A 24,610-nucleotide genomic window follows, 5' to 3' on the forward strand; every position below is an offset into this window, starting at 1 on the left:
CGACGATCAACGATCGACGACCAGCGATCAAGGTGTAGTATCCATTGAAGCGATGGGACGTGATTCCTGCGAGCGACTTTCAAGTCCCATGTTCGGCCGCCAATGAAGCGGCGCTGGGGCGATCGCTTCGTGTTTGGCGTTGGTTCAAGGGCGAGTTTCTGCAGCTTTCGGAGCAATCCGCCGCGGGCCATTCGAACAAGTTGCGAAACTGTTCCGCCGTCGAATTGGAACCGTTGACGCACGAGATCGATTGGAAGCGAGTCGCCGGGGAGGTGTCGGAAGGGCTGACCGAAGGGTTTGAAACCGATGGGTCGGACGGGCGCCGTGTCGTCCCCCTGGTCGGTCCGCCGGGGTCTGGCATCGCGGAGATGCTCGCGGCTTTGGCGCAGGAGCGCCAGTCACCGCTGCTCGAGGCGCCGGAGACGGATCGCGTGCTCGGCGAGATGGATGCCGAAGACCTGGATCTGACCGCCTGGGATGCGTCGGGCGATTCGATGCTGGTGATCCCGTCGTTGGAGCGATTCTATCTACGGCACGAATCGGGGCTGACGCTTGTGCGGAGTCTGATCGAGCGATTGGCCTCGGGCGGGCGTGTGCTCGTGGGTTGTGACAGTTGGGCTTGGGCGTTTCTGCAACAGGCCGCTGGTATCGAAGACATGCTCGGTCCGCCGATGACGTTGGCGCCGTTCGACGCGCCGCGTTTGGATGCCTGGTTGCGTGGCGTCTACGATCTTCAGCAAATCGAATTCGTGCAACGGGGCCGCGACGCCCCGGTGTTTCCTGACTGTTCGAAAGGATCCGACAGCGAGTCTGAAAAGTCCCAGCCAGCGACGTCGGATCTGGTCAAATCATTTGCGGCCCATTCGCGAGGCAACCCGGGGGTCGCCCTCGCACTCTGGACGTCTTGTCTGCGGATCTGCGACCCGGATTCGGACGCAGACGGGCAAGACGATGACACGTCAGCGGGGTCAACGCTTTGGTTGGTGCCTCCGTCCGAGCTTGAGGTGCACGCGCCGGACAACGGCAGGAACCGCATCGAGCGATTTCTCCTTCACACACTGCTTCAGCACGGCGGGCTGTCTCTGGCGACTCTCGTGACACTGTTGCCGTTTTCGCGCGAACAGATCTGCCGCCGCTTGGCCGAGCTTCGGCTGGCCGGTGCCGTCGCCGAGCGGGACGGGCGGTTCCAAGTCACCTTGACCGCGTATCCCCAAATCCGCCGCGATTTGGTTGGTGAAGGATTTTTGGGCGATGCGTTTTAAGCAACGAGCGGAAGCGAAGCCTTTGATGATTCTGTTGATGATCACCTTGTGGAACGATGACCATGCCTGACACCCAGGACGCCGAAAAACAAATCAGTCAGATCCTACGTGACTGGAGCGATATCCAGCTGGTGGAGGCCGCCATCGTTCTGGCGGTGGGCATCGTACTGGCGGTGGCGATCAAATGGTTGGTGCCACGGCTTGCCGAACGCGTGCCGGATCGGTTTCGGCTTTGGATTCTTCCCTGGGAACCGATTTTCCGCGTGGTGGTGGTGGTCTTTTTGTTCGCCTACATCATTCCACTGTTCATCAACCCGACGCCCGAGAATCTGATCGCGATTTCGGGGACGCTTGCCGTTGCGCTGGGGTTCGCGTTCAAAGATTACGCCAGCAGTCTGATCGCGGGAGTGGTTGCCCTGTACGAACGGCCCTACCGCAACGGTGACTGGGTGAGAATCGAGGACGCGTATGGCGAAGTTCAATCGCACGATTTACGAACGGTCCAGGTCCTGACGCCCGACGACACCTTGGTCGCCATTCCCCACAGCAAAATCTGGATGACCGCCGTTTACAACGACACCTGCGGAAAGCGCGATCTGATGTGCGTCGCGGACTTCTATTTGCACCCCGATCACGATGGTGTTCTGGTTCGACAAAAGTTGCACGACGTGGCGATCACCAGCCCCTACCTCAATTCGGACCGTCCGGTCGTGGTCGTGGCCGCCGAGCAACCGTGGGGGACACATTACCGGCTCAAGGCCTATCCGTTGGACGGACGCGATCAATTCTCGTTCACCACCGACCTGACGTTGCGCGGCAAGGCGATGTTGCGTCGCTTGGAAATCAAACCGGCGGTGGCGGCACCCGTCGCCCAGCCGAGCGTCTAGCGCTTGGTCAGCCTTTCTGACGCTGACGTTTTCGATGGACTGAATTTCAATGCAGGTCAGCCTCCCTGGGGAGCCCGTGCAGTAGTTATTTAAGTCGTCGATCGCAAGCGATTTTTGTCACTCTCCTCCGGGGAGAGTCGAGCCTAGCGAGGAGAGGGGTTGCTTGGGGGCGCCCATCAAGGGTGACGTGAACGCCGGGATTCACCGTTCGACCTCCCCTCGCTTCGCTCGACCCTCCTGCCAGGAGGGTGACTTTAAGAACTGCACGACCTCCCAGCGGGAGAGTGAATCAGCGTTTTGCAAAGCACTCGCCGCGTTATTGATGACATGTTGTTGTCAATTTGATATCGCCTTCGGCGTCGTCCGTTCGGTGTCCAGCGTCGGTCGAACCGCATGTTTCTGCGGGTTGGAGCTGATTCCGCAACGATGGCGCGGCCGCCAGCGAATTCCGGCACCCCATGTGCAAGCTGTTGCACTCGGTTGATCCGACGGGTCTGGTTGCGGTCCAGATCCTGATGAGGGTTGGCCCCCAGCGACCTTTCTGGCCGAACGCCTCGGCGATGTTCGTGTGCCGTCCGGTCGCAAAATTGACTTTACCACGACGATCGGATCGTCGATAACAAGATTATCTTTCCACCACAGGGATTCCGAACGTGAACGCCACGTGCAGACTTTTCACCGTCGCAGCGATGTTGCTGCACTCGATCTTCGGGTGCACACTCCATCACGCTTGCGCCGATGCGAAGCAAGCGCACGCGAAGCAGGTTCATGGGGAGCACCAACCGGTCGAGCAAACGGGGGCGTGTGGTGGGCATGACTGTCATGGCCATGCGAGCAGCGATCATGACGCGATCGACCGCCACCTGAAGCCGTTCGGAACGTGGCTGGTCAGCTTCAACGATTGCCGGCAAACGCCCTGTCGCAATACGCCCTGTCGGCATAGTGACACGCCGTGTTGCTCGGTGGTCCAATGCAGCTTCATCGTTTCCAGCGGATTCGCGTTCTCGGCCGACATCGGGCAGGTTCAATTCGCCGCTGCCGAAACCGACGGCGCATTGGCGCGATCGTCGCGCAGTCGTTTGTACGATCACAGCGCCCGCAACAGTGTCGCCCTGGACGGCTCTCTGTCCCGCTGCGCCCTGCATTGCTCTTGGCAGATTTGACCGCACGATTCACTTCGTCGTTGTCAAATCATCTTTGCCATTTCATCGATCGCGGAAACGCATTCGATCGATGATCCGCGCCATGCGTTCTTGAAACGTGTGCGTGCCGATTTTAGGGAACCCCAAACATGCCTGCGCCTCACTTGTGGCTTGCGCGTCTGCGCGGTGCGTCGATCACCCTTGTCGCCGTCCTGCTGACGATCGTTGTTGGCGTCGCAGTCGGAACGAATCCCCTGTCTCGGTTTCGTGGGGCCGATCCGGTGGCGGACGAAACGGAGGCGGACCATGACCCGCACGAAGGACATGACCACGGCGAATCTTCCCAAGCCGAATCGGTTGCGCTCAGCAAGCAGGCTCGGGCCAACATGGGACTGCGAACCGCGACGGTCGAAGCCGGGCGATACACGCAATACATGGAGGTCCCGGGCGTGGTGACCCAGTGGCCGGGACGGACGCACATTGCGGTGACCAGCCCATTGACGGGCGTGCTAAATTCGATCTTGGTTTCGCGAGGGGAGTTGGTCAAAAGTGGCGCCCCGCTGTTCACACTGCGATTGACTCACCAAGACCTGGTCAACACCCAGGAGACGTTTTTGACAAAGTTGGGCGAGCTGGATGTGGAACAGCGAGAGATCGATCGTCTGTCGTCGGTTGCGACGTCCGGGGCCATCGCCGGCAAAACGCTGTTGGCCCGTCAGTACGAGCGCGACAAACTGATGGCGGGTGTTCGGGCGGCGCGGCAAGCGATGTTGTTGCACGGTTTGACTGAGCAGCAGATCATGCAGATCGAACGATCGCGGGTGTTGATTCGTGAGATCACGGTTTACGCTCCCTTGATTCATGAAGACGATTCGTTGCACCACGAATCGCTCGGCCATGCCAACGATCGTCTTTCCGAATCATCGACGGAGCGTTACGCGTCGATGCTTCAACCTCCGGTGCCGCCGGCCGAGCATCGCCATGTGGAGGCGGAGTTTCTGGTGACCGAGCTGTTGGCTCGCCGCGGCGAATCGGTCAGCGCCGGCGACGAGTTGGCCCAGCTGTCTGATTTCAGCCAGGTGCTGATCGAAGGCCAGGCGTTCCAACGGGACGGAAAGGCGTTGCGAAGAGCGGCCGATACCGGGGCCGATGTTCAAGCCATCATCGAATCCTCCGGTGAAGGGCCTGAGCTGATCGACGGGCTGAAAGTGGTATACATCGGAAACGAAGTCGATCGCCGATCACGCGCCCTGCCGTTTTACGTCTCGCTGACCAACCAAGTGGAACGGACCGAACAAAGTGGCGACAAACGCTACATCAGTTGGCTGTACAAACCGGGGCAACGATTGACCGTTCGGCTGCCGATCTCGCAAGTCGAAAACGCGATTGTCGTTCCCAAAGACGCCGTCGCCGAAGAAGGGGCCGAGCGGTATCTGTTCGTCGAAAACGGCGACCACTTCGATCGCGTCCCGGTGTCCATCATTGCCCGCGACTCGGTCCACGTCGCGATCCACAATGACGGACAAGTCTGGCCGGGACAGGTGATCGCCGTCAGCGGCGCCCACCAATTGCAAATGGCCATGAAGAACCAGTCCGGCGCCGCGATCGATCCCCACGCCGGCCACAACCACTGATCGTCGAGCGAAAGCCCCCCTCGCGCTCCAATGTCCCCTTTGCTCCGGAAACGGAAATCGACCGCTCTGCGACCATGTTAGACAAAATCATCTCCTTTTCGCTCAACAATCGGCTGATCGTGCTGGCCGTGGCCGCGATGTTGCTGCTCGTCGGCGGCTATCAAACCACGCGGTTGCCGATCGACGTCTTTCCCAACTTGAACCGTCCGCGGGTGGTGGTGATTACCGAAGCCCCCGGCATGGCTCCCGAAGAAGTCGAAGCGTTGATCACGTTTCCGCTGGAAACCGCGTTCAATGGGGCCAGCGGTGTCGAAGCGGTCCGTAGCAGCAGCGGCATCGGTCTGTCGGTCATCTACGTCGAATTCGACTGGAACACCGACATCTACAACGATCGACAGGTGGTCACCGAACGGTTGCAGCTGGCGACCGATCAACTGCCCGACGGCGTCAAGCCGACCCTGGCGCCGATTTCGTCCATCATGGGACAGATCCTGATGTACGGGATGTGGAGCGAAGCAGGCCAGACGCCGCCGATGGAAGTGCGAACGCTGGCCGATTGGGTGGTCCGCCAACGCCTGTTGACCATCCCGGGGGTTTCCCAAGTGTTCACGATGGGCGGCGGCCGGATGCAGTACCAGGTGCTGGTCGACCCGGACGCGCTGCGTTCGTTTGACCTGACGATGCACGATGTGCACACCGCCGTGGCCGAATCGAATCTGAACGCGACCGGCGGCTATTTAGACGAACGCGGTGCCAACGAGTTGCTCGTCCGCGGCTTGGGACGAATCACAAGTTTGGACGAGTTACGGGGAATCGCCATCACGTTGCGGGAAGGTCGCGCGATCACGCTCGGCGACGTCGCCCGTGTCGTCGAGGGCGTCCAAGAAATGCGCGGCGATTCATCGGCCTACATCCGTGACGGGGACGGAGCCATCCAAGGCGGCCCGGCCGTGGTGCTGACCGTCAACAAGCAACCCGGAAGCGATACGCGTGCGGTCGACCGGGCGATCGAGCAAGCCTTGGAGGAACTGAAGATCGCGCTGCCGGACGACATCCGTATTGCCAACGTCTATTCGCAACGATCCTTCATCGATCGGGCGATCGAAAACGTCGTCGAGGCGCTGGCCGACGGCGGAGTGCTGGTGTTGGTGATCCTGTTCTTGTTTCTGCTCAATTTCCGTACCACCTTCATCACACTGACGGCCATCCCGCTGTCCATCATTGCCACCGCCTGCGTCTTCGCCGCGTTCGGATTGTCGATCAACACGATGACGCTGGGCGGTTTGGCTGTCGCGATCGGTGAATTGGTTGATGATGCGATCGTCGATGTCGAAAACATCTTTCGCCGGCTGAAGGAAAACCGAAACGCGGTCAATCCTCGGCCAATCCTGAAGGTCGTTTACGAAGCCAGCATCGAAGTCCGCAGCAGCGTCGTGTACGGCACGGCCATCGTCGTGCTGGTTTTCATTCCGCTGTTTGCACTCGAAGGCATGGAAGGCAAGCTGTTTGTGCCGCTGGCGATGGGCTACGTGGTCTCGCTGGTTGTGTCCCTGGCCGTCTCGTTGACCGTGACCCCGGTTCTGGCGTCACTGCTGCTGGTCGGTCGGCGGGTGTGGCGATTGGTTTTACCGGTGTTGTCGCTGGGCATCGCGGCCTTGATCGTGTACTGGGTGCTGCCCCGAGCGGTGGATCTGTTGTCGCTGCCGCTGGAGTTGCCAGGCGATCCGCTTTGGTGGTCGATCGGATTGACGCCGGTCATTTTGATCGGGATTGAGACGCTGGAAATGTGGCTGGGCGGAGAAACCGCGGAGGAAGGTCGGTTGCTGGAAGGGTTGAAGGGGATCGCCGGATTGGCGATCAACCTGAGCACGCGCATGTCCGGGCCGGTCTTGGCGATCGCCGCGGTGTTGGTCGCTTTTGCACTGATCGCAGCATCCCAATTGGAACGTGATTTCTTACCTCCCTTCAATGAAGGCTCGGTGCAGGTCAACGCGTTGCTCGCCCCCGGCACGTCGTTGGCCACCAGCAACAAGATCGGCCAGTCGGTTCAACAACGATTGATGCAAATTGACAACGTCCAATCGATCGCTCGGCGAACCGGACGAGCGGAGCTGGACGAACATGCCGAGGGCGTCAACGTCACCGAGTTGTTTTTGGAAATCGCCGACGAGGCGGATCGCGAAGAGACGATCACCGAGATTCGACAAGCCATGGATGAAATTCCCGGAGTCGTTTCCAGCACCGAACAACCGCTCGCGCACTTGATCAGCCACATGATCTCGGGCGTCAAAGCTCAGATCGGGATCAAACTCTACGGTGACGATTTAGACGTGCTGCGGAAGAAAGCCGAGGAAATGAAACAGCGGATTGCCGGCGTCGAGGGGCTGGCGGACGTCTTGATCGAACAGCAAACCAATATCCCGCAATTGCGGATCGAACTCAATCGTAGGGCGTTGACGCAAAACGGTCTGCGCCCGGCGCATGTGATGGAAATCGTCCAGACCGCGATGAACGGAGAAGTCGTCAGCCAGGTGCTGCTCGGTCAACGCACGTTTGATCTACTCGTTCGGCTGGACGAACCGTTTCGAGAAGACGTCACGAAATTGAAGCGGCTGGTCATCCCGTTGCCGGACGGTGGGATGGTGCCGCTCGAGTCGGTCGCACGGATCTACGAAAGTGGCGGCCCCAACATGATCAAACGCGAACAGGTCCGTCGACGCATCGTGTTGCAAGCCAACGTGTCCCAGCGAGGTGTCGTCGACGTCGTCAACGACATCAAGACGGCGTTGGCCGAGATGGAATTGGAACCGGGTTACTTCATCGAATACGGCGGACAGTTTGAAAGTCAGCAATCCGCATCCCGACGATTGGCCTTGCTGTCGGTCGTCGCGCTGGTCGGCATGTTTCTGGTGCTGTACACCTTGTTCGGCAACGTGAACTTCTCGTTGCAGGTCCTGGTTGCCCTGCCGACCGCATTCATCGGGGCGGTCGCCGCGCTGGTTCTGACCGACCAAAACCTGACCGTCGCTGCGATGGTCGGTTTCATCTCGCTGTGTGGGATCGCCAGCCGCAATGGCATTTTATTGCTGAATCACTATCTGCATCTGGTCGAGCACGAAGGCGAATCTTGGACGCCAGAAATGGTCACGCGGGCCGGCCAAGAGCGGATGGCGCCGGTGCTGATGACGGCGCTGACCAGTGGCATCGGGTTGCTGCCGTTGGCGTTGGCCGCGGGCGAACCCGGCAAAGAGATCCTGTACCCGATCGCCACCGTGATCGTCGGCGGATTGCTGACCAGCACGTTGGCGGAGTTCTTTGTCCGCCCGGCGCTGTTCTGGACCATCGGTCTTGGTGCCGGCCGACAAATTTTGAAAGACAGATCGTCACACGTTGTGGCGACATCCACCGATGATAAATCCCCCTCACCCCTTGAGAGAACCCGATGAAAATCACCTTCACTTGCATTTCCGTGGTCGCATTGGCCGTCGTGTTAGCCGGATGCAATCCCTCGACGAACCCGGCGAACTCCGCGACCGATAATCCGAACACCGAATCCGCAAACACCGAATCCGACGCGTCGACTGACACCCACGATGACCACGGACATCCCGAGCACGGCCCACACGGGGGCGATCTCGTGGAACTCGGCAAAGAAGCCTTTCATGCCGAGCTGGTCCATGGTGCCGACGGGGTCTCGATGTACGTCCTGGATTCCTCCGCGACGAAGCCGGTTCCCATTGCGGCCGCCAAACTGGTCGTCAGTCTGAAACGCGATGGCCAAGTCGCTTCATTCGATTTGTCGGCCAATCCCGACGCGAACGATCCGCCCGAACAATCATCCCGATTTACATCGGCCGATGAAAAACTGGACCAATGGCTCGATGCCGGTGCCGAAGGTGCGGTGGTGATCGAGATCGAAGGAAAGTCGTACACGGGCAATGTTGCGCACGAGCATGATCACGATCACGATCACTAAATCACCGTCAACTTTTAAGCGGAGGGTGCGTAGCCCGAATGGGACGGACAAGAATGTTGGTGTGCAGGCTTTGGCCGCCACTGTCGCTGCGTCGCAGCGACAGTGAATTGCCCAAAGTCTCATTTTCCGTTGGATCCCAATCCGGGTGTGTTGACAGCACGAGAACCTTTTCTATTCTACGGCCCGTTCGAGGTGACTCGCCGGGTTTCAGCCGGGCGGGTGAACAGGGAACTCCGGTGAAATTCCGGGACGGTCCGGCCGCTGTGTGCCACCCGCGATTCCATTTGGATCGCATCCATCGCTTCTGTCTTAGAAAGAGCCATTGTTCGCAAAACATGTGAACGAGAAGGCCGTGAGCGATGGGAAACGGTGGCGAGTCAGAAGACCTACCTCGCGAAGACGTTTGGGTGCCTTCCTGGATTGAGGCAGACGTTGCGGTGCGCGAGGTCATCGCGCATTGGCTTGATTTCAACCCGTTCACACACCGTACGAACACGTTTCTGCGCCGGCGTTGCTCGCCCGTCCCCTACTGAGTCGTTGACCGCGACGAGTGGATCGCGATCGAGATGCGCGCCTTCCCGGATGCGTTGGTGCTGTGGAATGGATTCACGAAGGAGTTTTCTTGCATGTTTCGCCATTTCATTTTGTCCGGCGCCGTCTTGTTTACGAGTGCCGCCTCGCCACTGTTTGCCGAGATTTACTCGGGTCCGACCGACACCACCCACGCGATCGACGGTGCGATCGCGGCGGATGATGGTAGACTCGTCGCGTGGGCCGACGTGATCGATTCGACGCGGACGATGTTTGGCCCGCGCGGCAGCACGTCGATCAATCAGACGGGCGGCTTCAACAGCCTGGGGGATCTCGACGCGACGGAGATCGCCGCCGGGGTTTCACCGGGTTTCTTGACCGTTTCGTTCTCGACGGGGATCGGAAACGGGGCCGGCCACGATTTTGCCGTGTTCGAAAATGGGTTCGTGTTCGGCCAGAACACCGAAGGGACACCGGGGCTGTTTGCCGAGTTTGCCTACGTCGATGTGTCAACCAATGGGACCGATTTCGCTCGTTTCCCCAGCATCAGTTTGAACGAAGGCCCATTGCCGGGCGGTTTCGGAACCAACTTTTCTCCCTTCGACGTGACCAACGTTTATAACCTTGCCGGCAAGCACGCGGCCGGTTTCGGGACTCCGTTCGACCTAGACGATCTCAGCGCCGATCCGCTGGTCACCAGTGGGCTGCTTGATCTGAACAACATTCGCTATGTGCGTCTGTTCGATATCCCCGGCGATGGGTCGTTCACCGACAGCCAGGGAAATCCGATTGTCGACAACTGGATCACGTCCGGGTCGGGGGGATTTGACTTTCGACTCGGCGAAGGGATTGGCGTAGGCGTGTTGAACATCACCGCCGTGCCCGAACCCGGCGGGCTGGCGCTGCTGGGTTTGGTTGCCGGTGTCGGTTCGTTGCGCCGCCGACGGCGTCCGTAACGTGCGGAAAACATCGTTGCGTTCAATGAACGCCGTTGATTCGCCTACGCCAACACCTCTCCGATGACATGGCCTTCGACGTTTGTCAAACGGCGTTCGATGCCGTTGTGTTCGAACGTCAACCGCTCGTGATCGAGACCCAGCAGATGCAAAATCGTGGCGTTGAAGTCATACAGCGGATGAATGTCCTGGACCGCTTTTTGTCCCAGTTCATCCGTCATCCCGTGGCTGACACCCGGCTTGATTCCCGCGCCGGTCATCCAGCAGGTGAATCCGTCGGGGTTGTGATCGCGGCCCTTCGCGCCTTTTTGGAAAAACGGCATGCGACCGAACTCGGTGCACCACACCACCAACGTGTCTTCCAATAAACCGCGTGACTTCATGTCCTTGATCAGTGCCGCGGTCGGCTGGTCCAGGATGGCGGCGTGTTTGTCGTATTGTTCTTTCAGCTTGTTGTGCCCGTCCCAGTTGAGTTCTCCGCCGCTGGCATAAGCACCATTAAACAACTGGACGAATCGGACGCCGCTCTCGATCAACCGTCGGGCGAGGATGCAGTTGCGGGCGAACGCGGCTCGGATCGGATTCGATTCGTCGTCGGCCCCATAACTCTTCAAAACGTGGGCCGGTTCGGAATTCAAATCGGTGACCTCCGGGACGCTCAATTGCATCCGCGCGGCCAGTTCGTAGCTGGCGATCCGGGCCGCCAGCTTGTTATCGCCGGGATGTTGTTCCAAATGCCGAGCGTTCATCCGCTGCAGCAACGAACGGGTGGCACGATCGGCGTCGGAAGAGACGATCGGCGGGCTAAGATGTCGAATCGGTTCCTTGGAACTGAGCGGTGTGCCTTGGAACGCTGCTGGCAGAAACCCCGGTCCCCAATTGTTGGACCCGTTTTGTGGCACACCGCGGGGATCCGGGATGGCCACGTACGCCGGCAGGTCTTGATTTTCACTGCCCAGGGCGTAGCTGGCCCAAGAGCCGACGCTGGGGAAACCATCCAACGGAGTTCCGGTGGAAAGAAAGTTCTCCGCCGGTCCGTGCGTGTTGCTCTTGCTGGTCAGCGAGTGAATGAAGGCGATGTCATCGGTCAATTCCGCCAGATGCGGAATCATGTCGCTGACCCACTTACCCGTTTCGCCGCGTTGACGAAAGTTGTATTGCGGACGGGCCAGGTTCCCGGCCGGTCCCTGAAACGTGACCGCCGGGCCGTCCTTGAGCGGCTGACCGTCGAACTGGATCAGTTCGGGTTTGTAGTCCCAGGTCTCCAACTGGCTGACCGCACCGGCACAAAAGATCACGACGACACGCTTTGCCTTGCCGGGAAAGTGACTTTCCCGCGGCGCGAAGGGCCGGGCCGGATCGATCGTCGGCTGTGCGGCCAGCAAACGGTCTTGGGAAAGCAGATCGAGCAGCGCGATCGATCCCAGTCCGGTCGCGGAACTGGTCAGGAACCCGCGTCGACTGAGAAATTGGCGTCCGATAGGGGAGAGGGGTTTCATCTGGTGGCGGTCCGGCGAGTGCGTGGTTCGACCAGTGGCGTAAGCTTCCAGCTTGCGAATGCTCGGTCCGACGAGTGGCGTAAGCTTCCAGCTTGCGAATGCTCGGTCCGACAGGCTGGAAGCCTATCCCACTGGTGTTTCGCTCGATACTAAGGGAAGAATAAAAACTCATTGCTGTTGAACATTGCTCGGCAAAGTGTCTGCAAACCATACTCGCGAACGACCGGCAGCGCTTCGGCCATTTCACCGCGATCCGGCTCACGATTGAATCCGATCTGGTACGCGAGTTGGATCTGTTGACGGAGGTCCTCGCCCGCTTCGGTTTGCAATCGGGCCGCAAACGCAGCGGCTTGATCGATGGTGAAGCGACTGTTCAGCAGGTTGAGTGCTTGGATCGGCGTCGTGGATTCGATCCGTCGCGCGGTGCTTTGCCCCGCGTCGGGACAGTCGAACGCACCGAAAACTGCGTCCCGCTCACGTCGCACCTTGTGGGCATAGATCATCCGCCGCAGGCCATCGCCCGTAAATGATTCAACGGGCGTGAACCCCGACAACCCGCCACGCTTGTTGAACAAGTTGAATCCACGGCCTCCCATTTTAAGGTTCAACTGACCGCTGGCGGCGAGCATGCCGTCGCGGATCGCTTCGGCCTCCAATCGTCGCGACGGATAGCGCCACAACAGTCGCACGTCGGTGTCCTTGGCCGCCGCCGCTGCATCGGATTGAGTGGATTGGCGGTAGGTTGCCGACAACACGATCAGACGATGCATGTGTTTGATTGACCAACCCGATCGGATGAACTCCTGGGCCAACCAATCCAACAATTGGGGGTGCGATGGCTGGGACCCGTTGCGGCCAAAGTCGTTTGGCGTGTCGACCAGCCCGGTGCCAAAGTGCCATTGCCAGATCCGATTGACCATCACCCGTGCCGTGAGACGATTTTGTGGGCTGGCAATCCAGTCCGCCAGGGCTCGGCGGCGCTCTTGTTCGGCGGTCTCAGCCGGCAGCGCCAATTCTCCGAGAGCACTCAGAACGGCGGGGACCACCGGCTCTCGCGGTTGTTCGGGATCGCCGCGATTGAGTCGGGCGATGGCGTCGGGTTTGCGGAACTTGCCCGCGAACGCCAGTTTTCCTCGTTCGGCCGTTTTAATCTTTGCTTCCAGCGTTCGCTTCTCCTTCATCAAGCGATTCGCTTGCTGCGCATCTTCGGCATTCAAGCCCACCGTCGAGAGTTGCCGGTCCGATGGGGTGTCGACGTCTGCGGCGCGACGGTCGCTGGAATCGGCGACCAGCTGCCAATCTTGATCGGCCGTTGTTTCAATGCGGTACTCGGTCGGCAAACGATCCTGGAACTTACCTAAACGATCGCGGCTCCACGCGACTCGCACGATCTCCTGAGCTTCGGCAAATTCCAGTTCGACCCAGCCGGCACCGGTCTGTCCGGACATCCAACTGCGCGAGTTTCCGTAGCGGCCGTCGTGGATGAATCCCGGCTCGTGACGGTCGGCGACGATCGTATCGCTGGATGTGGTGAGTTTGGTCCCTGTGTCTGCCAAGGCAATGTTTTGGCCGGCGGCATTGAACACTTCCAGTTCGTCGAGACACGGTTCCAGATTGTTGGTCGCAAGTACGGTAAAACGCAACCGTTTTGCTCGCACCGGCGCAAACCGATCCACGTTGATCGACGGAGAGACGGCGGCGCGTTGTGGCGGAACGTGCTTCAGCGTCTTCATGGCTTCGATCGACGGTCCCGCTTCGATCGTGTAGGCGGTGGCGAGCCGGTCGGTGTACTGCTGCTTGCGATCGCGGCTCCACACGATCTTGGCGATCCGAGTGGGCTGGGGAAGTTCGAACATCAACCAGCCGCGTCCCTTCTCGTCGGACATCCAGCTTCGAGCATTGCCGAATTGACCATCGTGGACGTGTTCCAGTTTGTGGTTGGCCGACGTTCTGCTGCCCGACGCGGTGACCTTCGTTCCGTGCGAGGCGATGGCGACGTTTTGCGGGTCGGCACCGTCGGTGAAGATCTGGAATTCGTCCACACACGGCTCGATCAAACCGAGACTCGGGTGGCGATTGGCGTCATGAATCGTAAACCGAACATACTTCGCCGTCAGCGATTGAAAGGTTTCCGTGTTTTCAGCGGCGTTGGTGAGGTAGGTTTCCAGATCGCGATCGACACGCGGATGCGCCAGGGGGACGAATCGGAGCAGTTGCTCGTCGATTTCGGAAACCCGTCGGCGCATCCCTTTTGCGTCTCGTTTCAGTGCATCGGATTCCGGCGAACGCATCTCGCGGTCGGCGTACTCGACGCCCGCGACGAACGCCTGCATGCTGTAGTAGTCCTTCGCGGAGATGGGATCGAATTTGTGATCATGACATCGCGCACACCCGACGCTCAGCCCGAGAAAGGTCTGTGAAACATTGTTGACGATTTCGTCCAGCGCATCCTGACGTGCCAGCCGTATCGACGGTGCGTCCTTGCCGATCTGACCCGGCAACAAAACCGAAGCCGTGATCAGAAAACCCGTTGCCGCGTCGGCACCCAATGCATCGCCCACGATTTGTTCCTTGATGAAACGATCGTAGGGGGTGTCGGCATTCATTGCCGCAACGACGTAGTCACGATAGGGCCACGCATGGGGTCGTTCGGTGTTCACCTCGAACCCATGAGTATCGGCGTAACGGACGACGTCCAACCAATGTTGTGCCCAACGTTCGCCGTATCGGGGTGATTTGAGCAAGCGGTCGACGACGGCGGTGTAGGCCGCATCACCGTGCTCGATCTGTTCCAGAAACTCGCCCACTTGCTGCGGCGTCGGAGGAAGACCGGTCAAATCAAACGTGGTGCGGCGGAGCCAGGTCACGGGGTCTGCCTCGTCGACAGGCGTCAGCCCATCTTGTTCCAGTCGCGCCAGGATAAAGCGATCGATCGCACCGCGTGGCCACCGGATGCGTTTGACGTCGGGGATCGGCGGCGAGGCCATCGGTTGAAACGACCAGTGATCCATTCGGTCTTCCAGTTCCGCCAGATCAACCCCGTCCGGCCAGCGGGCGCCTTCGTCAACCCATCGCGTCAGCGTTCGAATCTCGGTTGCCGAAAGCGGTTCGCCTTCCGGCGGCATCCGTGACCCTTCGTCTTCACTGGTGACCAACTCGATCAGTGGGCTCTCGTCCGCCTGCCCCACGATCAGGCTTGGTCCCCAGCCATCGCCACCCTCGAACGCTTCGGACTTGATGTCCAGCCGCAACCCGCTTTTCTGGTTCTCCGCGCCGTGGCAGGAGACGCAGTGCTGTTGAAAAATCGGTTGCACGTCGCGGACAAAATCCACCTCAGACGCCAGGGTCGCGGTGGAGGGAAAGAGCATCAGAGCAATTGGAAGAAGAATTTTCTGCATCGGTTTCCTACCGGACGATGGTCGCACGTCTGGTTCTTCTCGCTGCCGGCGTTTGGTGGGGGATCAAGCGGAGTCGCGGAGGGGGCAAGTGACCATTCTAACCGCAATCCGCCGGTCGTTGCATCTGCGATGCTTGCAATGCGTCGCGGCACGGATCGGCGGCAAATGAATCCTGCCCCGAATGGTACGGGGATAAGCGTTGGTGTGCAGACTTTAGAGACCGTCCAGCTTAGGGCTAGCGCGAAACGCGACAAATTTGAATGATCTGACCGAATGGGAGAGAGGTGGTCGGCGGAGGGGTGTACGACGTCCTTTCTAGGTCGTCGCGCAGAGCCCCACGGGCGACGGCCCGGAAGGGCCATCGTACATCCGAAAAGCGATCGCCTAAAGCTGGACGGTCTCTTTCGCCGCCCCTTTCGCTGCGTCGCAGCGAAAGGGAATCGCCTAAAGGCTAAACACCAACGGTGGCTGACAAAGCACTAGAATCGTTCTTTCTAGGTGACGGTTTTGGCTTGTGACCGCAACCGGTATGATTGAAACGTTTCCATGACCGCCCGAGCGAACCTTTGACGAACGACGATCGCATCAAGCTCGATGCACCGCAGCAAGGCACGACCCGGTTGATCGCTGCGGCGCAGGCCGGCGACAGCGAAGCGCTCGGTGAATTGCTTAACAGTTACCGAAACTATCTGGTGTTCATGGCTCGAACCGGGCTGCACCATCACTTGCAGGGCAAAGCCGACCCGTCGGACATCGCTCAAGAGGTGTGTTTGGCCGCCCACGGAAACATCGCGGACTTTCAAGGCCAGACGGCGGAAGAATTCGCCGGCTGGCTGCGCGGCATCTTGTCCAATCTGCTGTCGATGCATGTTCGCAAGTTTTTGGGGACACAGAAACGCGATCCGCGACTGGAGCAACAGTTGAACGCCAGTTTGGCTAATGCGTCGGGGTTTCTGCAGTCGCGCATTGCCGCCGAGATCACGTCGCCCAGCCAACATTTCGCCCGCAAGGAAGCGTTTTTGCAACTCGCCGAGGCGCTCGAGTCGCTGCCGGAGGATTACCGGCGCGTGATCGTGTTGCGGCACGTCGATGGGCTGCCATTTGCGGACGTGGCCAAGGCGATGGGACGCAGTGTCGACAGCGTGGAAAAGTTGTGGGTGCGGGGGCTGGCGAAACTGAAGACGACGATGGGAGAGGTTTGACGGTGACCACAACGGACGAACCCGAAGACGACCGCGTTGTATCGGCGGTGAAAGACTACATGCGTTTGCTGGACGCCGACCAAGCTCCGCCGATCGATGTCTACTTGGCCGAACATGCCGAGATCGCCTCGGAACTGCGTCCGTCGCTGGAAGGGTTGGCGTTGGTGCATCGGGCCGGCCCCGCCTCTGCAAAACCGCTCGGGGCGGTCTCGCCCGACGCGGAGTTCACGGCCAAGCCGATCGGCGACTTTCAAATCGTCGGGGAACTCGGTCGCGGCGGCATGGGAGTGGTTTACGATGCAATTCAATTGTCGCTCGGTCGTCGCGTGGCGCTAAAGGTGTTGCCGTTTGCCAGCGGATTGGACGAGGTTCGGTTGCAACGTTTCCGCAACGAAGCGCATGCCGCCGCGGCGCTGCATCATACGAACATCGTCCCGGTCTACGCGGTCGGCAGCGATCGGGGGCTGCATTATTACGCGATGCAATTGATCGAAGGGCACACGTTGGCCGATGTGATCGAAGAGATGCGGGGCGCAAAACGCGGTGGCGGCCGGGACACCGCGCAAGACCTCCGCTCGTCGACGATCCCCCAAATCTCAGCGACGTTCGCGACCGGTGACGGCCAATCCGGCCGCCGCCGATACTTCGAGTCGGTCGTCCGGATGACGTTTGAAGCGGCGATCGCCATCCAGCACGCACACCAGTACGGCGTGATCCATCGCGACATCAAACCCAGCAACCTGCTGATCGACGGCACCGGCAAAGTCTGGGTGACCGATTTCGGGTTGGCACAAATTGAGTCCGACCCCAGCAACCTGACGCGGACCGGCGACCCGATGGGCACGCTGCGGTATGCGTCTCCGGAACAGGCCTCCGGTCAGCGCACGATCTTGGATCACCGCACCGACGTCTACTCGTTGGGCGTGACACTGTATGAATTGCTGACGCTGCGGCCGGCGATCGAGGGCGACGGATTTCGCGAATTGTTGAACCGGGTCGTCGAAGTCGAGCCACCCTCGCCGGCATCGATTGCCCCCGACATCCCGCCCGAATTGGACAACATCGTTCGCAAATCGATCGCCAAGTTGCCGGCCGAACGCTACGCGACGATGCAGGAGTTTGCCGATGATTTGCAATGTTGGTTGGACGACAAACCGATCAAGGCCAAGCCGCCGACGGTGCTGGAGCGGTTGACGAAATGGCGACGACGCAACAGCGGGTTGGTCGCCGCGGCCGTCGGAATCCTGGTCATCGCGACGCTGTCGCTGTTGATCACCACGCTGGTGGTTTGGCGAGAACACCGTGCGACGCGCCAAGCACTCGACCGCGAAACCGAGCAACGTCGACTTGCCGAACAGAGTTTCCAACAAGCCCGTTCGGCCGTCGACACGTTCAGTGATCTCAGCGAAAGCGAACTCGCCTACCGCGGTGATTTGCAAGACCTTCGACGCAGCTTTCTGGAAACCTCGCTCGAATTCTACCGTGACTTTCTGGACCTCCGCTCGGACGACCCGGCACTGAAAAGTGAACTGGCCGCAACCTCGGCGCGGGTCGAAACGATGGTCCAGGAATTGCGTGTGCTGGAAAATGTTGCTCCGTTGATGCAACTTGCCGACCCCGCGGTGCAAGAAGAATTGTCGATTGATCAAACGACGGCGGCCAATCTGGAAGTGGCAATCGCGGTCTTGGAATCCGAACGGCGATCGTTAGTGAATCAGCAGCCAGGCCGGTTGAGCAACGAAAGTGCGGAGATGACGTTTCTGTTGCAAGAATTCGACGCGTTCGTCTCGCAGCAATTGTCGGCCGAACAATTGACACGGCTTCGGCAGATCGCCCGACAGCGAAGTTTGCCGTTCACGTTCAAGACATCCGAAATCGTCGCGGCGCTCGGGTTGACGCGGCAACAACGCTCCGAGATCAATCGGATCATCGAACAGACGCGGCCCGACCGCAGGGACGGACCGCCGCGTGGTGGCCAGCCAGGGGATGATCGACCGCCACGCTCTCGCGACGACGGGCGTCGCGGTCCGCCGCCGGGCGGATTCGATGTCGGGCCGCCGAATCGATTCAACAAGGGTCGACCGCCGGAAGATCGGCCGGGCGAGCGATTCGGCCGCGGCAACGGGCCTCCGATTCGTGACTTTGGTGGCGGGCCCCCGCGCGATCCGGCTCACGTGGCGGCGACCCAAAACACCGTCAACGAGATCCTGAAGATTTTGACGCCGGCACAACGTCAAACCTGGAACCGCCTGATCGGAGTCCCCTTCCAGCGCTAGTGCCCTTTTTGCGCTAGTGCTTTGTCCATCGCTGGTAGGGCAACGCTACAATTTCTTTGATTTTTCGACGACGGTTGCGACGCGGGATCGCAACTGATGCTCCAGCGGGCGGGCACACAAGGTCTGTTCATGGACTCGATTAGGACCGCAGCACCGTGCTCCGCCGCTCGATCGCGTTTTCAATTCCTCGGGAGACGCGTTCGCCGTTCGACACCCCATTCACACCGGAAAACATGATGAAACCGCGTCTTGCTACCCTCTTTGCCGGCTCCGCAATCTTGCTCGCCGGTTCCGCACTCGCCCAGCCGCCCGCTGACTCCGATGGTCGCGGGCCGGAACGACATCAGCGAGCTGACGGTCCGCCACACAGTTCCCCGCACAGTCCGCCTCGCGATGGCGGCATGCGAGGCGGACCAGAGCGGAACGCGGCACCGCCAGTCGGCCAAGTCCTGCCGGTGTTCGTTCAATCCCACCTCGGATTATCGCAGGTCCAACGCGATGCGATCGCGAAGCTGCAAGCGAAAGTAGATCGCCGCTTGGCTGAGATTTTGACTGCCGAACAACAACGGCGAATGCGGCAAGCTCCCGATGCACGACCTCGGGTCGGCGGTCCGGTCCGACAGGGCCCTGGCGCACGACGTCCTGAAGGTCCTCGCCCCGATGGACGCGGACCCGATGGACGTGGACCCGAAGGACGTGGACCCGATGGACGTGGACCCGAAGGACGTGGACCCGAAGGACGTGGACCCGATGGACGTGGACCCGAAGGACGTGGACCCGATGGACGCGGACCCGATGGACGTGGACCCGATGGACGTGGACCCGATGGACGTGGACCCGATGGACGTGGACCCGATGGACGTGGACCCGATGGACGCGGACCCGATGGACGTGGACCCGACGGACGTGGACCTGATGGGCGTGGACCTGATGGGCGTGGACCCGATGGGCGTGGACCTGATGGGCGTGGACCCGAAGGACGTGGACCCGAAGGACGTGGACCCGATGGGCGTGGACCCGATGGACGTGGACCCGATGGACGTGGACCCGATGGACGTGGACCCGATGGACGTGGACCCGATGGACGTGGACCCGATGGACGTGGACCCGATGGACGTGGACCCGATGGACGTGGACCCGATGGACGTGGACCCGATGGACGTGGACCCGATGGACGTGGACCCGATGGACGTGGACCCGAAGGACGCGGGCAAGATCGCCCACCGATCGAGGAGTAGGCCACTGCCGCGCCTCCTCGCGCGCATCTGGCGCCAAAGCTCAATGATCCGCTAGTGGAACATGTGAACGATCCTTCTGTTTGGGATGGTTCAGGAACTTGGGGGCTTCGGTTTGCCCACGTCTACTCATCCCGGATGGGTTCTTCGTGGATTTCAGTGGCTAATCGCTCAGGCCCCAGGTTTTTCGAGGCATTGCTGCGATGTCCGAATGGGGAGAGCGAGGACAAACGCTCGGTTCAAACGACCCTCCGCCGACACGGGGGCCGGCGGAGCGCTCGAGGCACCTTCGGCGCATCGCAGACCAGGTGATTCCTTGGCGGGTTGCTCCTCAGCCGCCGCAGGCCACAAGTGACCAAATGATTCCGAGGAACTGGGTGTGAGGATTATCATGTCGGATACGCGGCGGGTCGTGGAGGCCGTTCTCTACGTGGTGCTTCGTGCCCGCTTCTCAGCCTGGTCCCGGGAGTTTGCTTGAAAATGACATTGGTGGCTCGCCTCACGGCGTTGACCCCGTTTGAGAGAATAACAGAGCCCTACTCCCGCGCCTGCCGCGTTTTTCCGTTGAAGTCACCTTTCGGAGTTCCGCCATGGCCAAGAAGAAATCCTCTGGGAAACCTAAGCGTCGATCACGTGGTGGGTTTCCGATTGACAACGCACCCGTTCCACAATCACTTGACACAATCAACTTGAACGCTGCCGGCATCGATATTGGTTCGACCCAGCACTATGTTGCCGTGCCCTCCGATCGCGACTCATCACACGTTCGCTGCTTCGGCACCTTTACATCCGATCTGGCGTCGCTCGCAGATTGGTTGGAAGAGTGCGGCAATTTGTGTTCTGCGTTCTTACATGCGGCAACGAGCCATGCTCGTCGCCAACGCGAGCGAGCATATCCAACGGATGCAGAAGGCGATGATGGAAATGAATGTCCAGCTCCATCACGTCATTTCGGACATCACCGGCACCACTGGCACCACTGGCCTTGCCATTTTGGATGCCATTGTTGCGGGCAGTCGAGACCCTCACCTACTCGCAAAACTTCGCGATCCAAGGTGCAAAAATGACGAGTCGACGATCGCGAAAGCTCTGGAAGGCAATTGGCGTGAAGAACATGTATTTGCGTTAAAACAGGCTCTGGAACTGTACCGTTTTTACGGTTCCAAACTGTCGGAAGTCGATTCCAAGCTTGAAGAACATTTGGGTACATTTTCCGACCGAAGTGACGGTGAGATTCTGCCGAAGCTGAAGGCTCCTAAAGCTGGAAGCAATAGCCCCCGGTTCGATATGCGCAATCAGCTCTACCGGGTGCTGGGTGTCGACATGACGACCATTGATGGGATTAGCGGTCAATCCGCAATCACACTGATTTCTGAAATCGGTACCGACATGAGTAGGTGGGCAACAGAGAAGCATTTCACTTCTTGGCTTTGCCTATGTCCGGGCAGTAAGAAGACAGGTGGGAAATTGCTCAGTGGTAAAACACGTACAAGTGCGAACCGAGCCGCCGCCGCACTTCGAACAGCCGCCGCGTCCCTGGCACGATCAAACTGCGCCTTAGGAGCGTTCTTTCGCAGGATCCGTTCCCGTCTTGGTTCACCCAAAGCGATCACGGCGACGGCCCACAAGCTCGCGAAAATAGTTTATGGGATGCTGAAGTACGGGAGGGAATATGTCGATGTCGGCAACGACTATTACGAACAGCAATACAAGAAGCGAGCAATGGAAAACCTGGCGAAACGGGCAGCTGCACTCAACCTGCGAGTGGTCCCCAATGAACTAGCTGGGTAGGAAGTTCCTTGAGAGCAGAGCCCGCCTCCGCTTCACCTGGCTTCGCCATCCTACCGAACACAACCATCGGACATCGCAGTCATCCCTCAAAAAACCTTCCCCGAGTATTCGAGAGCACCCACTAAACTCGCGGAAGAACCTCCCGGATGAGATCGCAGAAAGTAGCCGGCAGAAATTTCTGTGACGAATTGGGGTTCGCGTTCCCTACTGAATCAGTGAGCCGGCAAACGGCTCGATCTTTTCTCAGTTCAGTGCACGCGGAGGTGTTCTCGTGATTCGGAAACAAACGATGGGATTCTTGGTCGCCGGCTTGGTCTCGGTGGCAATGTGTTCGTCGGAACAAGTGGTCGCCCAATGCAGCGGTGGGGGAGGCCGGGGCGGTGGTCCGTCGACCGGCAGCGCGATGCCTTTGAATACCAGCCTTCCCTACACCTCCAACGTGCTCGCGTCGAACTATCCGCAATCGTTGGGGCTGGCGGCGCAGCAATACTCGGCGCAGGTCCAAAACCAGATCTACGCGATGGCGTATCAAAACGCCCAACGTCAACGCCTGGCTCGAATCGCCTACGAAGAGCGTGTCCGACCGATGCGTCTGGCGCGGGCGGAGGCCAAGCGGGCGGCACGCGCCGAGCGGATCGCACGGCTCGTGGAGAAACGCGAAAACGAAACCGGCACGGATACCTCCGACCGGTACTCGCTAGTTGCGATGGCCGCGAAGTAGCGACCGGGAATCGCCTAAAGGGACCGCCCAACTTAGGTAAGCAACGCACGGAAAATAAGTGTCGGATCTAACGCGTGGGATAGGCTTCCAGCCTGTCATTCCAGCGTCGACAGGCTGGAAGCCTATCCCACTTATCTTCCGAGCGTTGCTAAGACGCGAAACGCGACGAATCCAAACGAACTTGTCGAACGAGTGGAAGGATCAGCGGATCGTCGTACAACGTCCTTTGGAAGGCGTTGCGCCGAGCCCTCCGGACGACGGCCCGGAAGGGCCATCGTACCCGGGAAAACGGTCGCCTAAAGCTGGGCGGTCCCTGAAGACTACACACCAACCGTTGCTTCTTGTCCGCACGATCTCACTTGGCAGACTACCTTCGATGCACGCCTCCTCCCAATCCACCCTCGGCACGCCGACCCTGCCTCCCGCCGTCATCATGCCACCGGTGGCGCGGCCTCGGACGCCTTCCTTGCGTACTCGTTGGCGACGCGACACGCCGACCGTCGCCAAGCCGGCACCTCCGTTGGTCCACGACGCGGCGCCGGACGAGGACCTGGAGCAATTGGATGGTCGATTTCATTATCGAACCATCAAACGCCGCCTCGAAGAGATGCCGGCATGGCTGTTTAGTTTGTTCATCCACCTGTTGCTTTTGTTGTTGCTGGCGTTGATCAGCACCTCTTCAGGCCAGATCGGCGAGATGGTGCTGACGATCACGCAGGGAGACGATCGCGAGACGACGGAGTTGGCCGAGTTTTCGATCGAACCGATTGAGTGGGAGGAGCTGCCGACGGAAGCGCCGAACGAATCGGAGCTGGACCTCGATCCGCTCGAATTCGACGCGTCCGTTGAATGGGTGTCTCTCGCGCCGGTCTTGGAAACAGGCGAAGGGTCGGTCGAAACATCGATCGTCAAATTGCCACCGTCTCCCAAGAACATGTTTGGCGGTCGCAGCGGGGCAATGAAACAAGAACTGCTGAAAAAAGCCGGTGGGACCCAGGCGACCGAGGACGCGGTGAAACTGGGTTTGCAGTGGTTGAAACGACAACAACTCGACGACGGAAGTTGGAGTCTACGGGGTCCCTACAGCGATGGCGCCCGATCGGAGAACAAGGTAAGCGCCACCGCGATGGCGATGATCGCGCTGATGGGGTCCGGCAGCACGCACCGCGGCGGCCCCTATCGGAGAGAGTTGTTGCGGGCCGTGCGTTGGTTGGTCAAACAGCAAGACCGGCAGGGTTTCATGGCCGTCCAATCAGCGCCCCATGAAAAAATGTACGCGCAAGCGCAAGCGATGATCGCCTTGTGCGAACTGTACGCGATGACCAGCGATTCCTGGATTCGCCCCTACGCCCAACGCTCCTGTGACTTCGCGGTCCGCGCCCAGTCGCCTCAAGGCGGTTGGCGCTACCAGCCACGGATCGACAGCGACACCTCGGTGACCGGCTGGTTTGTCATGGGGCTCAAGAGCGGCGAGGCCGGGGGGTTGGAGGTCGACGCCGCCGTTTGGCCCAACGTCCAGCGGTACCTGGATTCGGTGCGTGCCGGACGAGAGAACGATTATTACGCCGTCGGTTACTGCTACACCGTCGGCGATGTGGCGTCGCCGTCGATGACCGCCGAAGGATTGCTATGTCGACAATACATGGGATGGCATCGCAACATGCCCGGCATGGCACAAGGATTGGGAACCTTGGCGATCAATCACCCGATCAGTTTCCGAGAGCCGGATGTCTACTACTGGTACTACGCCACCCAAGCCTTGCATCACTACGGTGGCCGACATTGGACTGAGTGGAACGACAAACTGAAAGTCGAGTTGCCGGCGCAGCAAGTGTTGCACGGCCGCGAGCGAGGCAGTTGGTCGCCACGAAACGACGCCTGGGGACGCCATGCCGGGCGTCTCTACACGACCTGCTTCTCCGTGTATTGCCTGGAAGTCTACTACCGACACATGCCACTGTACGATCCCGACGAAGATTTCGATCCGTGACACCTTTCGCACCCGGCGCCGCGGAACGCGTCAAAAGTTTCGGCGTCCATCGTGACATCACCGGCCGAAAAAGTCCCTGTTCATCTCGGGAGCATCGAGCCAGCATACAG

14 protein-coding genes, 1 pseudogene and 1 riboswitch are annotated in these 24,610 nt (G+C 59.9%); of the genes and pseudogenes, 13 read left to right on the forward strand and 2 right to left on the reverse strand.

Going from position 1 to position 24,610, the window contains the following annotated elements:
* The first annotated feature begins 59 nt into the window (after positions 1–59).
* From Enr13x_RS21410 to Enr13x_RS21440, 7 genes are all read left to right on the forward strand, one after another.
* Positions 60–1,262 (forward strand): hypothetical protein, encoded by a 1,203-nt coding sequence (locus Enr13x_RS21410; protein WP_145388940.1) that lies wholly within the window; start codon positions 60–62, stop codon positions 1,260–1,262.
* Positions 1,263–1,324: 62 nt separating this feature from the next.
* On the forward strand, positions 1,325–2,149 hold the full coding sequence (locus tag Enr13x_RS21415; protein ID WP_145388941.1) for a mechanosensitive ion channel family protein: 825 nt from the start codon (positions 1,325–1,327) through the stop codon (positions 2,147–2,149).
* Between the two features lie 653 nt (positions 2,150–2,802).
* Positions 2,803–3,312, forward strand: a complete 510-nt coding sequence (locus Enr13x_RS21420) for a hypothetical protein (RefSeq protein ID WP_145388942.1) — start codon at positions 2,803–2,805, stop codon at positions 3,310–3,312.
* A 128-nt stretch (positions 3,313–3,440) separates the two neighbouring features.
* Positions 3,441–4,925: an efflux RND transporter periplasmic adaptor subunit gene (locus tag Enr13x_RS21425; RefSeq protein WP_145388943.1), complete on the forward strand. Its 1,485-nt coding sequence runs from the start codon at positions 3,441–3,443 to the stop codon at positions 4,923–4,925.
* Between the two features lie 74 nt (positions 4,926–4,999).
* A complete protein-coding gene (locus tag Enr13x_RS21430) occupies positions 5,000–8,371 on the forward strand; it encodes an efflux RND transporter permease subunit (protein ID WP_145388944.1) in 3,372 nt (1,123 codons plus the stop codon).
* The gene (locus Enr13x_RS21435; RefSeq protein WP_145388945.1) at positions 8,368–8,901 is read left to right on the forward strand and encodes a hypothetical protein; all 534 of its coding nucleotides are present in this window, start codon (positions 8,368–8,370) and stop codon (positions 8,899–8,901) included. The genes Enr13x_RS21430 and Enr13x_RS21435 overlap by 4 nt, the downstream gene beginning before the upstream one ends.
* Positions 8,902–9,074: 173 nt before the next feature.
* A riboswitch (cobalamin riboswitch) is annotated at positions 9,075–9,309 on the forward strand.
* 218 nt (positions 9,310–9,527) lie between these two features.
* Complete coding sequence (locus Enr13x_RS21440) at positions 9,528–10,388, forward strand: PEP-CTERM sorting domain-containing protein (RefSeq protein ID WP_145388946.1); 861 nt, start codon at positions 9,528–9,530, stop codon at positions 10,386–10,388.
* 44 nt (positions 10,389–10,432) lie between these two features.
* Here the strand turns inward: Enr13x_RS21440 and Enr13x_RS21445 are convergent, their stop codons facing one another.
* Together Enr13x_RS21445 and Enr13x_RS39050 are read right to left on the reverse strand one after the other, a co-directional pair.
* On the reverse strand, positions 10,433–11,887 hold the full coding sequence (locus Enr13x_RS21445; RefSeq protein ID WP_145388947.1) for a DUF1501 domain-containing protein: 1,455 nt from the start codon (positions 11,885–11,887) through the stop codon (positions 10,433–10,435).
* 149 nt (positions 11,888–12,036) lie between these two features.
* The gene (locus Enr13x_RS39050; protein WP_145388948.1) at positions 12,037–15,255 is read right to left on the reverse strand and encodes a PSD1 and planctomycete cytochrome C domain-containing protein; all 3,219 of its coding nucleotides are present in this window, start codon (positions 15,253–15,255) and stop codon (positions 12,037–12,039) included.
* Positions 15,256–15,851: 596 nt separating this feature from the next.
* Between Enr13x_RS39050 and Enr13x_RS21455 the strand changes: the two genes are divergently transcribed.
* The 6 genes and pseudogenes from Enr13x_RS21455 to Enr13x_RS21480 all read left to right on the forward strand — a co-directional run bounded on the left by Enr13x_RS21455 (position 15,852) and on the right by Enr13x_RS21480 (position 24,500).
* Positions 15,852–16,487 carry a sigma-70 family RNA polymerase sigma factor gene (locus Enr13x_RS21455; RefSeq protein WP_231743683.1) on the forward strand — a complete coding sequence of 212 codons (636 nt, stop codon included), beginning with the start codon at positions 15,852–15,854 and terminating at the stop codon, positions 16,485–16,487.
* 2 nt (positions 16,488–16,489) lie between these two features.
* Positions 16,490–18,763 (forward strand): serine/threonine protein kinase, encoded by a 2,274-nt coding sequence (locus tag Enr13x_RS21460; RefSeq protein WP_231743684.1) that lies wholly within the window; start codon positions 16,490–16,492, stop codon positions 18,761–18,763.
* A 588-nt stretch (positions 18,764–19,351) separates the two neighbouring features.
* Entirely contained in the window at positions 19,352–20,056 is a 705-nt protein-coding gene (locus Enr13x_RS21465; protein ID WP_145388949.1) for a hypothetical protein, read from the forward strand.
* A gap of 589 nt (positions 20,057–20,645) precedes the next feature.
* Positions 20,646–21,789: pseudogene (locus Enr13x_RS21470) on the forward strand (transposase).
* A gap of 271 nt (positions 21,790–22,060) precedes the next feature.
* The gene (locus Enr13x_RS21475) at positions 22,061–22,510 is read left to right on the forward strand and encodes a hypothetical protein (protein WP_231743685.1); all 450 of its coding nucleotides are present in this window, start codon (positions 22,061–22,063) and stop codon (positions 22,508–22,510) included.
* A 376-nt stretch (positions 22,511–22,886) separates the two neighbouring features.
* Positions 22,887–24,500, forward strand: coding sequence for a prenyltransferase/squalene oxidase repeat-containing protein (locus Enr13x_RS21480; RefSeq protein ID WP_231743686.1), 1,614 nt, complete (start codon positions 22,887–22,889; stop codon positions 24,498–24,500).
* Positions 24,501–24,610: the final 110 nt, after the last annotated feature.

Origin of the sequence: Stieleria neptunia (genome assembly GCF_007754155.1) — a bacterium.
Lineage (GTDB): Bacteria > Planctomycetota > Planctomycetia > Pirellulales > Pirellulaceae > Stieleria > Stieleria neptunia.